Source organism: Klebsiella sp. S69, from assembly GCF_016516145.1.
GTDB classification, from domain to species: domain Bacteria; phylum Pseudomonadota; class Gammaproteobacteria; order Enterobacterales; family Enterobacteriaceae; genus Klebsiella; species Klebsiella oxytoca.
Genome location: NZ_JACVUU010000004.1, coordinates 143,857 through 158,032 on the forward strand (window position 1 = coordinate 143,857; position 14,176 = coordinate 158,032).

The window sequence follows — 14,176 nt, forward strand, 5'->3', positions numbered from 1 at the left end:
CCTTTCTTCGCGATTTCACAATCTTAAAGGCGCTTTTTTGCGCTTTAATCAGAATTTTATTCTGTAGAAAAATGAGGAGCAGCAGGAGATGGTAAAGCGACGGGGTCAGCGCTGGCGCAGAATCCTGTGAGATAAGTCACCATAAATAAAGCGTATGTTGAATAATATTTTCATCTGAGTTATCAATTTGTAATCAGATGATTGTTCTTTAACGATTACGGAGCCGCTATGCGCGTCGTCATACTGGGAAGTGGGGTTGTAGGAGTCGCAAGCGCCTGGTATTTAAGCCAGGCAGGACATGAAGTGACGGTTATCGACCGTCAGCCGGGACCGGCCGAAGAGACCAGCGCCGCTAACGCCGGGCAGATCTCCCCCGGCTACGCCGCGCCCTGGGCGGCGCCGGGCGTCCCCTTGAAGGCGATTAAATGGATGTTCCAGCGCCACGCTCCGCTGGCTATCGGTCTGGATGGCACCCAGTTCCAGCTGAAATGGATGTGGCAGATGCTGCGCAACTGCGACACTCGCCACTATATGGAAAATAAAGGACGAATGGTGCGCCTGGCCGAGTACAGCCGCGACTGCCTGAAAGCGCTGCGCGAGAGCACCGGTATTCAGTATGAAGGGCGCCAGGGTGGTACGCTCCAGCTATTCCGCACCGACAAGCAGTTCGAGAACGCGACCCGCGATATTGCGGTGCTGCAGGATGCTGGCGTGCCTTACCAGCTGCTGGAAGCGAATCGCCTGCTGGAAGTTGAGCCGGCGCTGGCAGAAGTGAGCCATAAGCTCACGGGCGGTTTGCGCTTACCTAATGATGAAACCGGCGACTGCCAGCTCTTCACCACTCGTCTGGCCCGAATGGCGGAGCAGGCGGGCGTGACTTTCCGTTTTAATACTCCGGTGGATGAACTGCTCTATGAAGGGGATCTCATCTCGGGTGTGAAGTGCGGCGCTGAAATTATTAAAGCCGATGCGTACGTTATGGCATTCGGATCCTATTCGACAGCCATGCTGAAAGGGCGGGTGGATATTCCGGTCTATCCCCTGAAAGGCTATTCGCTGACGATCCCCATCGCGGAAGAGGACGGCGCGCCGGTTTCGACTATCCTTGATGAAACCTACAAAATCGCCATCACCCGTTTCGACAGGCGTATTCGCGTTGGCGGAATGGCGGAAATTGTTGGATTTAATAAAGAACTGCTGCAGCCGCGGCGTGAAACCCTGGAGATGGTCGTGCGCGATCTGTTCCCCCGCGGCGGCCACGTTGAACAGGCAACCTTCTGGACCGGACTGCGTCCGATGACTCCGGACGGTACGCCGGTGGTGGGGCGTACGGGGTATAAAAATCTGTGGCTCAACACCGGCCACGGCACGCTGGGATGGACCATGGCCTGTGGTTCAGGGCAGCTGATTAGCGACCTGATCTCCGGACGCACGCCGGCGATCCCGTATGACGATCTTGCCGTCGCCCGCTACGGACGCGGCTTTACGCCGGCCCGCGCTCAGCATCTGCATGGCGTTCACAATTAACAAGGAGCTTTCATGTCTCGTCCTGTAAAGGCCAGCATTGATATGTCAGCCTTACGCCAGAATCAACAAATTGTTCGCCGCGCGGCGCCCGGCTCGCGCCTGTGGGCGGTGGTCAAAGCCAATGCGTATGGCCACGGTCTGGCAAGGGTCTGGAATGCGCTTAGCGCCGCAGACGGTTTCGCGATGCTCAATCTTGAAGAGGCGATACTGCTGCGTGAGCTGGGCTGGAAAGGGCCGATACTGATGCTGGAAGGCTTTTTTCATGCCGATGAGCTGGCGTTATTTGATAAATACCGCTTGACCACCAGCGTGCACAGTAACTGGCAAATTAAGGCCCTTCAGCAGGCGAAGCTGCATGCGCCGCTTGATATTTACGTCAAGGTGAATAGCGGGATGAACCGGCTGGGGTTTATGCCGGATCGTCTGCACATCGTCTGGCAGCAGCTGCGAGCGCTCAGCAACGTCAGTGAAATGACGTTGATGTCGCATTTTGCCGAAGCCGAAAATCCGGATGGCATCGCGGAGCCGATGCGGCGCATTGAGCAGGCGGCGGAAGGGCTGGATTGCCCGCGCTCGCTGGCGAACTCGGCGGCCACCTTGTGGCATCCGGAGTCGCATTTTAACTGGGTGAGGCCGGGGATCGTGCTTTATGGCGCTTCACCTTCCGGCCAGTGGCAGGATGTGGCCAATACCGGGCTGAAACCGGTCATGACGCTAAGCAGCGAAATTATCGCCGTGCAGAATCTGAAAGCCGGTGAAGCGGTTGGATACGGCGCAACCTGGCGCACGACCGAGGAGCGGCGAATCGGCATCGTTGCCTGCGGCTATGCCGACGGCTACCCGCGCTTAGCGCCCAGCGGAACGCCGGTGCTGGTTGATGGCGTCCGCACCGTAACGGTCGGGCGTATCTCAATGGATATGCTGGCGGTGGACCTGACAACCTGCCCGCAGGCAGGCATTGGCGCGCCGGTCGAGCTATGGGGCAAAGAGGTCAAAATTGACGATGTCGCAGCCTCCTGCGGCACCGTCGGATATGAATTAATGTGCGCCCTTGCGCCGCGCGTGCCGGTTGTGACAGTGTAACCTGAAGCGAGGCGGATCACTCCGCCTCATCTTCCGCCATCCGTACGCCAACCCGCAGAACGTGATCCTCTTCTTTTTCCGCCACCGTCCACACCATGCCGGCAAATTCCACCTGGTCGCCGACAACCGGGGCGGCGCCTAACAGGTGCTGTATGACGTCACCCAGCGACTGCTGACGATCGCGAAACTCTTCTCCCCCGTCAATGCCGTAAATCTGCGCCACGTCGGCGAACCTGGCGCTGGCATCGAGAATAAAATCACCGAAGAAGCGCTGATCGAGAGCCACCGGCGGCGACTGGCTGAACAGTTTACCCAGCGCGGGTAAATCGCGTTCGCGGCCAATCACGCAGAGAATATCGCCTTCCAGCAGGCGGGTGCTGCCGGTAGGGTGCTGCAGAGCGTTATCGCGGAATAGCGCGGCAATCCGCGTTTCCGGCGGCATATGCAGGTCGCGCAGCGCCGCGCCGACGCACCATTTCTCCGCGCTCAACTGATAGACAAACTGCTCCCACGGATTTTCCGGATGGATATCCAGCCCGACGCGTGAGATGGGCGATCCGACCGGTGGCACCACCACTTTGGCTTTTTTGGCCGCCCAGGAGAGCGACGTACCCTGTAAAAGCAGCGAGACCAGCACCACGAAGAAAGCCACGTTAAAGAACAGGCGCGCATTCTCCAGGCCCGCCATCATCGGAAAGACGGCAAGAATAATCGGCACCGCGCCGCGCAGACCCACCCAGCTGATAAATATGCGCTCGCGCAGGTTAAAGCCGCGAAACGGCAGCAGGCCGGCGAATACCGACAGCGGACGGGCGATGAAAATCATCCACATCGACAGAATGAGCGCCGGGATGGCGATGGGCCACAGATCTGACGGCGTGACCAGCAGGCCGAGCACCAGGAACATGGCGATCTGCGCCAGCCACGCCAGCCCGTCAAAGTTTTGCAGAATGCCGTGGCGGTTGCGAATCGGCCGGTTGCCCAGCAGGAAGCCGCACAGATAGACCGCGAGGATGCCGCTGCCGTCCAGCGAGGTGGTGGCGGCGAAAATCATGATCCCGCCGCTCAGCGCCAGCAGGGGGTAAAGCCCGGCGGGCAGCACAATGCGGTTAATCATCTGCAGCAGCAGATAGCCGCCGCCGAGACCGATGGCGATACCTAAGCCAAACTGCTGGACGATATGCACCAGGAACATCCAGCTCAGGCCGGTTTCATGCTGCTGAATCATCTCGATAAGCGTAATGGTCAGGAACACGGCCATCGGGTCGTTGCTGCCGGATTCAATTTCCAGCGTTGAGCCGACGCGTTCGTTTAGCCCTTTTCCGCCGAGCAGAGAGAACACCGCTGCGGCATCCGTCGAGCCGACAATCGCGCCGATCAGCATGCCTTCAATCAGGTCGAGTTTAAACAGCCAGGCCGCCATGAGTCCGGTCAGGGCCGAGGTAATTAACACCCCGACCGTGGCAAGCGACAGCGCGGGCCAAAGCGCTACGCGAAAGGAGCTGGCCTGGGTGCGCATCCCGCCGTCAAGCAGAATGACCGCCAGCGCCAGGTTACTTACCATGTAGGCGAAAGGGTAGTTGTCAAACGGAATGCCGCCGATACCGTCAATACCCGCCAGCATCCCAATGGCTAAGAAGATAACCAGAATCGGGATGCCGAGGCGTGAGGAAAAGGAACTTAATAAGATGCTACAGGTTACTAAAACAGAACCCAGGATAAACAGACTGATGACCGCAGCGGCGTCCAATGTTGACGTACTCCTTACCGGCGTGAAGATAAATTAAAAACTACACCATTTTAACAATCCGACGCCGATCAGGATATGCGTTAGAGGAATTTTTATTCTGTCAGTACCGGGTGGCCGCTGATGCTCAACGTCGTGGCAGAGGCGTTGTTGACCAGCAATGCTCTGGCGCCAAGCGGTAGGGTGACCGTGCGCTGCTCGTGGCCAAAATCCAGGCCGCTGATGACCGGAATGTTAAGCTGCTGGCGAAGGTAGTCGTATACCATCGGCAGATCGTATCCGGCATCGTAGTCGTTGGCGACAGCGCCGGTAAAGCTGCCGAGGATAATCGCTCGCTGGCGCGCCAGAATACCGCTATTAAGCAGCTGCAAGAGCATACGCTCAACGCGGAAGGGATGCTCGTTAATATCCTCCACAACCAGAACCCCGTCGCTAATCTTCGGCATCCACGGGGTACCGATAAGCGAGGTCAGCATCGCCAGGTTGCCGCCCCATAGCGTGCCGCTGGTGCGACAGTCGGGCCCCTCGCCGTGCCATTCAAGCGTAAACGTCGGGTTGCGCAGGGCCTGCCAGAAATGGTGTTCGGTAAATTCATTAAGCGCTTCGGCGCCAAAGTTTCCCGCCAGCATCGGCCCGCTAAAAGTGATTATGCTACCCTTTGCCAGCAGGCCCATCTGGATGGCGGTGAAATCGCTGTGGCCGCAAATGAGCAGCGGATCCCGCTGCTGACGGGCAATGAGCCCCTGCCAGTCAATTTGCGGCAGCAGGCGAGTCGCGCCGTAGCCGCCGCGTACCGCCAGCACGATACGGTTTTTGCCGTCGAGGGCGGCGAGCTGGTTAATATCGGCAAGGCGTTGGTTCTCAGTCCCGGCAAAGCGCAGCGCCCGGCGGGGAATGACTTCCTGGTGCGCCACCTGATGCCCGGCCTCCTGCAGACGTTGCACGCCGCGATTCGCCGCCTCCTGGTTGATGCAATAGCCGGAGGGGGCGATGAGATAAAACTGAGACATGACAATTCCTTGCTAAGAATGAAAGGGTTATCATGCCGCCTGGAGCGTTTATTGTCATCTCCGTGCGGCAAACTTCAGCCAATAAGGATAGATGTGTGAAATTGAGATGGTGTGTTTTTTTATTTGTATTGTTGGCCGGTTGTAGTTCAAAACACGATTATCGTAACCCGCCGTGGAATCCGGAAGTCCCGGTTAAGCGGGCGATGCAGTGGATGCCAATCAGCGAAAAAGCTGGCGCGGCGTGGGGCGTTGATCCCCAGCTGATTACCGCCATTATCGCCATTGAATCCGGCGGCAACCCGACGGTGGTCAGCAAATCCGGCGCGGTTGGCCTGATGCAGCTGAAACCCTCAACGTCCGGGCGCGATGTTTACCGGCGGATGGGCTGGAGCGGCGATCCTTCGGTGAGCGAACTGAAAAATCCCGAGCGTAATATTTCTATGGGGGCGGCCTACCTTAGCATTCTCGAGAACGGTCCGCTGGCGGGGATTAAAGATCCGCAGGTGATGCGCTATGCGGTGGTGGTTTCCTACGCCAACGGCGCGGGCGCGCTGCTGCGCACCTTCTCGTCTAATCGCCAGGATGCGATTGAGGAGATTAACGATATGGACGCCGATGATTTCTTTGAGCACGTGGTGAAGAAACATCCGGCACCGCAGGCCCCGCGCTATATCTGGAAGCTGCAGAAAGCGCTGGACGCCATGTAACGGGCGCTCCCCACTGGCTTAGCTTGCCGGGGGTCATCAGCCCAGCCGATTCAGGGACAGTAAAGTGAGAAAGACGCGCGGCGGAGTTCCGCCGCGCGAAGGTTCACTGCGCGGCTTTTTTCTCCTCAACCGCAGCAGGCTGATGCGCGGCAGGCTGCGCCGAGCCGATATCGTCATTCGCCGCCGGGCGCGCGGTAGGCACGGAATCGCACGGCTTCTCTTTCGGGCACACCAGGTCCAGCATCTTCAGCGTGACGCCGTTGGTCCAGCCAAAGCCGTCCTGTAGCGGATACTCGCCGCCTCCGCCGCCGGTTCCCGTCGAACTGACATCATATTTTTCCACCAGCTTCTGTTTGCTGTCGTAAGTGTGCTGGACGTTGCTCAGGAAACGCCAGCTTACCTCCATCGCGATTTTTTGCTGGCCATATTTTTGCAAACCCTCCGCCGCGACCCACTGCAGCGGCGCCCAGCCGTTGGGGGCGTCCCACTGCTGGCCGCTATTCACCGTAGTGGTGGTCAGGCCGCCGGGCTTAAGTAGCCGCGTTTCGGTGGCGGCGGCGACTTTCGCAGCGCGTTCGCTGGAGGCGGCGTTGACGTACAGCGGGAACAGCGCCGCGGCGGTCAGCTGATTGCGCACCTTATGACTTTTAAGGTCGTAATCGGCGTACCAGCCCTCTTTATCATTCCACAGGTAGTTTTCCAGCGCTTTCTGGCGGGCATTGGCTAACGCGTCATACTTCGCGGCTTTGGTCGAATCTCCCGCCGCTTTGCTGGCGCGAGCGATGGCTTTTTCCATATGGAACATCAGCGAGTTTAAATCGACCGGAACAATAGAGGTGGTACGGATAGTGCCGAGCTGCTGCGGGTTATCCATCCAGCGTGAGCTAAAGTCCCAGCCGGATGCCGCGGCAGAGCGCAGATCGCGGTAGATTTCAGTCGCCGGACGATTGGGGTTATTTTTGGCGGTGGTCACATCGTCCAGCCAGGATTCCGGGCGCGGCGTGTCGTTATCATCCCAGTAGCGGTTGAGCAGCGCGCCGTCGGCCATGCGCACCACGCGCTTGCTGGCGCTGCCGGGCTGAAGCGCCTCAGCGCCATCCATCCAGTACTGGTACTCTTTCTCCATCTGCGGCAGCCATTTCTTGAGTGCCTCGTCGCCATCATGGGTGGCCAGCAGTTCAACCATAAACGGGAAGAAAGGCGGCTGCGAACGGCTCAGATAGTAAGTGCGGTTGCCGTTGGGAATATGACCCCAGGCGTCGATCTCGGCGGCAAAGTTGGTCACCATATCTTCGATTTTATCCCAGTGGCCGCTCTCAGCCAGGCCAAGCATGGTGAAGTAGCTATCCCAGTAATAGACTTCGCGAAAGCGTCCGCCGGGCACCACGTAAGGTTTTGGCAGCGGCAGCAGCGAATCCCATTTTTCTACTTCAACGGTACTGCGGGTCAGCACTGGCCAGAGTCCATTGATATGCTGGCGCAGGGTTTGCCCTTTTGGCGGAACGTACTGGTCGTTTTCCTGAGGCAGGGTAAAGTTAAGCTCGACAAAGTGCCGCAAATCAAAGCTGGTCTGATTTTTCTGCATACGATAATCGGCAAGGATCATCAGCGGATCGCCGTTAGGGATGGCGTCAGCGAACGTTTTCTGGTCAGAGAAAAGTTTGGCGCTTTGCACGTCGTTAAACAGCGGCCCGAGCAGGATATCGGGCGATTGCGGGATAGGGCGGGTCTCTTCAGCCTGAGCCGTCAGCGTCGCCAGAGCGACAAATGCGCCCCCGAGCGCCAGACGAAGGGTTGCGGGGCGACGGGAAACCGGACTCGTCATAAATTGTTCTCCTTATCATTGCAGACTATGTGCCACTGCATTCGGCCATCAGAAAACCTTAGACGAATATCCGCCGCTGCGCGTGTCCGAGGTAACATTTTAAGTGAAAACAGAGTATTTACCGGGCATCGCTCTGTTCCGCGCCGACAAAATATTGGCGATTAAAACAGTGCTGTCTTGTATGGTACTTCGGGGGGCGCTGAATATCTGGTAATTGATAAAAAACATAATCCGTGAATAAGAAAAATAAATAGACAAGCGGCATGGTATTCCTATATGGCATTTTTATCGGCTCATCCCTGTCGCCTGAAAAAAGTTAGCGAAGTATTAAAACATGTGATCTGCCAAACAAAAAACCGGGTTCTAATACCATTGAAGGCTGACAGGATCACATAAATAAAAAAACATAAATAATTAATAAAAAAACATAATGGCATCTGTAGGAGGGAAAAGTAAAAAATGCAGACTTTACAGAAACCGGTTTCATTTTTTCGTAAAGGAGTGATGTATGTCTGCTGGCGACAAAATTTCTGTCAGAGAAAAAGTAGGTTACAGCCTGGGGGACGCAGCGAGCCATATTGTATTTGACTCCTCCGTTGCCATCTTAGCCTACTTCTATACCGATATTTATGGTCTACCGCCCGCCGTGATGGGGACGATGTTTTTGCTGGTTCGTCTGCTGGATGCGATTACCGATCCGATTATGGGGGCGATTGCGGATGCCACCTCAACCCGCTGGGGGCGCTTTCGTCCTTGGCTGCTGGCGATATGCGTCCCCTTTGCGGTGAGCTGCGTGCTGGTTTATTCCATTCCATCTTTCTCTGACTCGGGAAAAATTGTTTACGCCGTGGCGGCATATATATTCATGACACTGATGTATACCGCGATAAATATCCCTTACTGCTCGCTGGGCGCGGCGCTGACCTCCGATCCGCGCGAGAGTCTCTCGCTGCAATCCTGGCGTTTCGCTATCACGCCGATCGGCGGGGCGCTCGGTACCGCGTTTATTCTACCGCTGGCTGATCTTCTTTATCCGGGCGATCGGGCGACGGGTATTCAGGTCTCCATGGCGATATTTGGCGTTATAGGCTGCCTGATGTTTGTCGTCTGTTTCGCGACCACTAAAGAGCGCGTTCAGCCGATTAAAGAAGAAAATCTGAATATTGCCCGCGACGTGAAAATTCTCTTTCGTAACGATCAGTGGCGTATTCTTTCCGTTTACAATTTTATGATGCTGGTCGCCGTGGTGATTCGCGGCGGCGCCGTCGTTTATTATGTTAATAGCGTGCTGCACAAAGGCGCCGACGTGATTACGGTATTCATGCTTGGTGGGATGTTTGCCTCCATGCTGGGCTCGGTGCTGGCAAAACCGTTCGGTACGCGTTTTTGTAAAGTCAGACTCTCTTTCTGGATTAACCTGTTGACCGCTGCGCTGGGGGTCGTGTGCTTTATTGTACCGGTGCAATATTGGCTTCTGGTGCTTGGGGTCCATATTCTGATCTCCATTATTCAGGGCGGTAACGGCGCGCTGCAGTGGTCGATGATTACCGATGTGAACAACTACGGCGAATGGAAAACCCAGCGGCGTATTACCGGTATGAACGTTGCGGCCAATATCTTTGTGATAAAACTGGGCGTCGCCGTCGGTGGGGCGATCCTTGGCTGGATATTAGCCTATTACCATTACGCCGCTAACACCACGGTACAGCCGGCTTCCGCCGTACAGGGGGTGGTGCTGTTATTCACGCTGGTACCTTCTGTTTTTTATGTTCTTACCGCAGTCTCTATTAAATTCTATGGCTTAACTGAAAATAGAATGAACGGCATCGTTGATGATTTGAAAAACGGAACTTTTGCTGAATCCTGATTAAACACTAAAAAAGTGCAAGGGCTATCTGATTTATTGCCTCCGGATAGCCTGGTGGTATCCGGGATGACATATACAATAACATAATTAGGGATGTTAAAAATGAAAGTGAAATATATCGCTCTGGTTATGAGTGCCGTATTTTCTGGCGGTCTGCTGGCCGCCCAAAATAATAACTCTGTGGATATTGAAAAACGGTTAGCACAGCTTGAACAGCGTTTAATTAACGCTGAACAGCGGGCCGCCGATGCGGAAGCGAAAATTCAGACGCTAACCCAGCAGCAGAACGTGGCGGCGAAAAATGCGCCAACCGTGAAGGTCGAGTCTGCGGAGCCCGTCGCTCCCGGCGCGACTCCCACGAAGCTTGCGCTCTCTGGCTATGGCGACCTGAAGTTTTATGGCGATGTGGAATTCAATATGGACGGTGCCAGCGGTAGCGGTAGCCTGACGTCGGTAAAAACCTCTTCGAATAAAAACTGGGCGCCGGGTACTAAAGAACGTTGGGATATTAACGGCCGTATTCTGCTGGGCTTCGATGGTATGCGCAAAATGGATAACGGCAATTTCGCCGGTTTCTCCGCCCAGCCGCTGGCCGATATGACCGGTAAGATGAACCTTGATGATGCGGTATTCTTCTTTGGCCGGGAAGATGACTGGAAGGTCAAAGTTGGTCGTTTCGAAGCCTACGATATGTTCCCGCTGAATCAGGATACGTTTGTCGAATACTCCGGCAACACGGCTAACGACCTTTATAGCGATGGCTACGGCTATATTTACATGATGAAAGAGGGCCGCGGCCGTAGCAGCAGCGGTGGCAACTTCCTGCTCAGTAAAACGATAGATAACTGGTATTTCGAACTTAATAATCTGGTGGAAAATGGCAGCACGCTGTTCCGGGACTCCAGCTATCACGGCAATAACCTGGAAAATGAGAAAAACGTTGCCTATTTACGTCCGGTGATTGCGTGGAATAGCGGTCGCTTCTCTACCGCCGTCGCGATGGAAAAGAACGTCGTGAAGAATGCTTACGGTTATTACGACAATCGCGGCAGTTGGATCGACCAGTCGGACCGCACCGGCTATGGCTTGACGATGTCATGGAATGGACAAAAAACCGATCCGGAAGATGGGGTCACCACTAACCTGAACGTGGCCTATATGGATGCCTCCGATGAGAAGGATTTCACCGCAGCTATTAACTCCCTCTGGCATCGTTTTGAACTGGGTTATATCTACGCCCACAACAAAATCGACAAGTTCAACTCGGCTAATTATGTCTCTACCTGCGACGATGGCTGCTGGATCTCCAACGTGGGTGACTACGATATCCACACCATTCACGCGTCGTACCTGTTCCCCAATGTCATGGATATGAAGAACTTCAATATCTATCTTGGCGCTTACGCCTCGTGGATTGAAGCGAAACCAACGGATGGCGACAAACATGAAGACTCCCGCTACGGCGGCCGTCTTCGCTTCAAATATTTCTTCTGATCAAAGCCGAGCCCGCATTGCGCGGGCTCTGGTCAATATGCCATTACGCCTCCTGCGGAGGCTCGAGTTAACAGGACAACACCATGTATGACAGTAAAGCGGGGACCCCGCTGGAAGGGTTTGCCGAATTTGCCGCCGCCGCCGCTGCCGAGGGCGCGGTGCTGCTGAGAAACGATCGCGGCATGCTGCCGCTTGACGCTCAGCAGCCGGTTTCGTTATTTGGCCGTACGCAAATTGACTACTATCGTAGCGGTACCGGCTCGGGCGGGGCGGTAAACGTGGTGAGCCGAACCACCTTGTTGCAGGCAATGCGCGCGCGCAGCGGGGGGAAGCTCAATGAGCAGCTGGCCGCGCTTTACGAGAGCTGGACGCAACAGCATCCTTTTGACAACGGCGGCGGAGGCTGGGCGGCTGAGCCCTGGTATCAGCAGGAGATGCCGCTGAGCGATGAGCAGATTCGTCAGGCCCGCGCCGTCTCGACCCAGGCGGTGATTGTCCTTGGCCGTACCGCTGGTGAAGATCAGGATAACGCGGATGTTGAAGGCGGATACCGGCTCACGGCCGACGAAATGATGCTGCTACATCAGGTCTGCCGCGAGTTTGACGATGTGGCGGTCGTGCTGAATACCGCCGGGCTTATCGATCTCGCATGGGCCGACGATCCGCTGCTGCGTACTCGCATTCGCGCGCTGCTGTACGTGTGGCACGGCGGCGCCGACGGGGCGCAGGCGGCTGCTTCGCTTCTCTATGGTGAGGTAACGCCATCCGGCAAGCTGGTGGGCAGCATCGTCAAATCGCTGGATGACCATCCGGCATCGCCCTGCTGGGGAGCAGAAGCGCAAAACCTCTATCAGGAGGATATCTACGTCGGCTATCGCTACTTTGAAACCTTTTGTCCCCAGCGTTTGCAGTTTCCTTTTGGGTTTGGTCTCTCCTATACCCGCTTCACCCTGCAATCGGCGCGAGCGGAAGCCTTTGACGACCAGATCCAGACGACCGTCACCGTAACCAACGACGGCGCGCGTTTTGCGGGCAAAGAAGTCGTCCAGATTTACCTTCAGGCGCCGCAGGGCGCGCTCGGGAAACCGGCCAGGGCGCTGGTGGCCTTCGCCAAAACCCGCCTGCTGCAGCCGGGTGAAAGCGAAACCTTAACGTTATCGATCCCGCTGGAGCGTTTTGCTTCCCTCGACGATAGCGGGGCTACCGGGCATCCCCATTGCTACGTGATGGAACCCGGACTGTATCGTTTATTGATCGGGAACAGCGTGCGCGATCTGCAACCTTTGCCGGTAGACGGAGAGGCGGGGTACACGCAGAAGACTCTGCGGATCCTCTCCCGCCATCAGCAGGTGCTGGCGCCAACGGTACCTTTCGTGCGCATTAGACCCGCTGGCGATGGCGGCGATGGGCGCTACCAGATCGAATGGGAAGAGGTGCCGCGACGGAAGATTAACCTGCGCTCGCGTATTGAGGAGCGCCTGCCAGAGAGCATCACTCTCACCGGCAACCAGGGGCTTACCCTCAGCGACGTTGCGGAAGGGCGCGCGACGATGAACGCTTTTGTTGCTCAGCTGTCGGTGGAGGAGCTGGCCTGTCTGGTGCGCGGGGAGGGCATGTGCAGCTACAAAGTCACCCCCGGCGTCGCGTCGGCCTTTGGCGGAGTGGCGGACAGCCTGCTGGAAAAAGGCATTCCGCTGGCGTGTGCCGCCGACGGGCCTTCCGGTATTCGCATGGATAACGGTGCAAAGGCCACTCTGCTGCCCAGCGGTACGCTGCTGGCCTCCAGCTGGGACCCGATACTCGTGGAGCGTTTATACGTGATGGAGGGCAAGGAGCTGCTGCGCAACGGTATCGACCTGCTGCTGGGGCCGGGGATGAACATCCAGCGCCATCCGCTCAACGGGCGCAATTTTGAATATTTTTCCGAAGATCCGCTTATCACCGGGATGATGGCGGCGGCGGTGGTGCGCGGCATTCGCAGCGGCGGCGGCGTGGCGACGCTTAAGCACTTTGCCTGTAATAATCAGGAGTTCGCCAGAGCCACAGCGGACTCGGTAGTGTCGGAGCGCGCGCTGCGTGAAATCTACCTGAAAGGCTTTGAGTACGCGGTGAAATCCGCCGGCGCCAGCGCGGTGATGACCGCCTACAACCCGGTCAACGGTTACCAGGCGGCCTCCAGCTACGATCTCACCACCACCGTACTGCGCGAAGAGTGGGGCTTTCGCGGGATCGTCATGACCGACTGGTGGGCAACGATGAACGATCCCATCGATGGCGGCGCGGCGAGCACCCGCAACACCGCGGCGATGATCCGCGCGCAGAACGATCTCTATATGGTGGTCAATAATAACGGCGCGGAGGTTAACGCTGCCGGTGATAACACCCTGGCGGCGCTGGCAAAAGGGGAACTCACGCTCGGGGAGCTTCAGCGCTGCGCGATAAACATCCTCGATTTTATGCTGCAGACTCAGGCCTTTAAGCGTGGGGAGGCGCCCCGGGCGAATGTGATTCACCTGGCGGCAGAACCGGCCTGCGCCGCCGGCTGCGAGGGGGCAATTAAAATCGCCGAGCAGTCGCGTTTGCGCTATGACGAGGACCTGGTGCTGAGCGTTGAACAGGCGGCAGTCTACGATGTGCTGGTCAGCGTGTACGCCGACGGTGCGCCGCTGGCGCAAACCGCCGGCAATCTGCTGCTCAATGACCAGTTCGTGGCAACGATACACACCCACGGCACGCTCGGCCGGGAAATGGTGCAGAAGCTGTGTCGGGTTGCGCTACAGCCGGGGAAATACCGCGTGGGGTTTGACGTTATCAAGCCGGGTCTGGTAGTGGAGTGGCTGGAGCTGAGGCGCGTTAACGACTAACCGTGGCAGACGTTCAGGTCGCGTGCGGCCTCTTCGCGAGCCGTTATCTGGC

The 14,176-nt window shown here is 56.8% G+C and carries 9 protein-coding genes; 6 read left to right on the forward strand and 3 right to left on the reverse strand.

Annotated features, from left to right (window positions below):
• Positions 1–228: 228 nt before the first annotated feature.
• Entirely contained in the window at positions 229–1,527 is a 1,299-nt protein-coding gene (locus IAE27_RS06085) for a D-amino acid dehydrogenase (protein ID WP_004103245.1), read from the forward strand.
• Between the two features lie 12 nt (positions 1,528–1,539).
• Complete coding sequence (gene dadX / locus IAE27_RS06090) at positions 1,540–2,610, forward strand: catabolic alanine racemase DadX (protein WP_108704918.1); 1,071 nt, start codon at positions 1,540–1,542, stop codon at positions 2,608–2,610.
• A 16-nt stretch (positions 2,611–2,626) separates the two neighbouring features.
• Here dadX and IAE27_RS06095 read toward each other — a convergent pair whose 3' ends face one another.
• Both IAE27_RS06095 and ldcA read right to left on the reverse strand, forming a co-directional pair.
• Positions 2,627–4,360 carry a potassium/proton antiporter gene (locus tag IAE27_RS06095; RefSeq protein WP_154022463.1) on the reverse strand — a complete coding sequence of 578 codons (1,734 nt, stop codon included), beginning with the start codon at positions 4,358–4,360 and terminating at the stop codon, positions 2,627–2,629.
• 92 nt (positions 4,361–4,452) lie between these two features.
• A complete protein-coding gene (gene ldcA / locus IAE27_RS06100; protein WP_105890437.1) occupies positions 4,453–5,367 on the reverse strand; it encodes a muramoyltetrapeptide carboxypeptidase in 915 nt (304 codons plus the stop codon).
• A gap of 95 nt (positions 5,368–5,462) precedes the next feature.
• Here ldcA and emtA point away from each other — a divergent pair, with 95 nt between their 5' ends.
• Complete coding sequence (emtA, locus tag IAE27_RS06105) at positions 5,463–6,074, forward strand: membrane-bound lytic murein transglycosylase EmtA (protein WP_016808276.1); 612 nt, start codon at positions 5,463–5,465, stop codon at positions 6,072–6,074.
• 103 nt (positions 6,075–6,177) lie between these two features.
• Here the strand turns inward: emtA and IAE27_RS06110 are convergent, their stop codons facing one another.
• A complete protein-coding gene (locus tag IAE27_RS06110; RefSeq protein ID WP_154022464.1) occupies positions 6,178–7,899 on the reverse strand; it encodes an alpha,alpha-trehalase in 1,722 nt (573 codons plus the stop codon).
• A gap of 508 nt (positions 7,900–8,407) precedes the next feature.
• On the opposite strand from IAE27_RS06110, the gene IAE27_RS06115 reads away from it, so the two are divergent.
• The 3 genes from IAE27_RS06115 to IAE27_RS06125 all read left to right on the forward strand — a co-directional run bounded on the left by IAE27_RS06115 (position 8,408) and on the right by IAE27_RS06125 (position 14,124).
• A complete protein-coding gene (locus IAE27_RS06115) occupies positions 8,408–9,766 on the forward strand; it encodes a glycoside-pentoside-hexuronide (GPH):cation symporter (protein ID WP_049593013.1) in 1,359 nt (452 codons plus the stop codon).
• A 102-nt stretch (positions 9,767–9,868) separates the two neighbouring features.
• On the forward strand, positions 9,869–11,260 hold the full coding sequence (locus IAE27_RS06120) for a carbohydrate porin (RefSeq protein ID WP_200092135.1): 1,392 nt from the start codon (positions 9,869–9,871) through the stop codon (positions 11,258–11,260).
• A gap of 83 nt (positions 11,261–11,343) precedes the next feature.
• Complete coding sequence (locus IAE27_RS06125; protein ID WP_016808868.1) at positions 11,344–14,124, forward strand: beta-glucosidase; 2,781 nt, start codon at positions 11,344–11,346, stop codon at positions 14,122–14,124.
• Positions 14,125–14,176: the final 52 nt, after the last annotated feature.

Coding starts and splice junctions, on each gene's coding strand:
- IAE27_RS06085 (WP_004103245.1), top strand. CDS start 229: ATGCGCGTCGTCATACTGGGAAGTGGGGTTGTAGGAGTCGCAAGCGCC.
- dadX (WP_108704918.1), top strand. CDS start 1,540: ATGTCTCGTCCTGTAAAGGCCAGCATTGATATGTCAGCCTTACGCCAG.
- ldcA (WP_105890437.1), bottom strand. CDS start 5,367: ATGTCTCAGTTTTATCTCATCGCCCCCTCCGGCTATTGCATCAACCAG.
- IAE27_RS06110 (WP_154022464.1), bottom strand. CDS start 7,899: ATGACGAGTCCGGTTTCCCGTCGCCCCGCAACCCTTCGTCTGGCGCTC.
- IAE27_RS06115 (WP_049593013.1), top strand. CDS start 8,408: ATGTCTGCTGGCGACAAAATTTCTGTCAGAGAAAAAGTAGGTTACAGC.
- IAE27_RS06120 (WP_200092135.1), top strand. CDS start 9,869: ATGAAAGTGAAATATATCGCTCTGGTTATGAGTGCCGTATTTTCTGGC.
- IAE27_RS06125 (WP_016808868.1), top strand. CDS start 11,344: ATGTATGACAGTAAAGCGGGGACCCCGCTGGAAGGGTTTGCCGAATTT.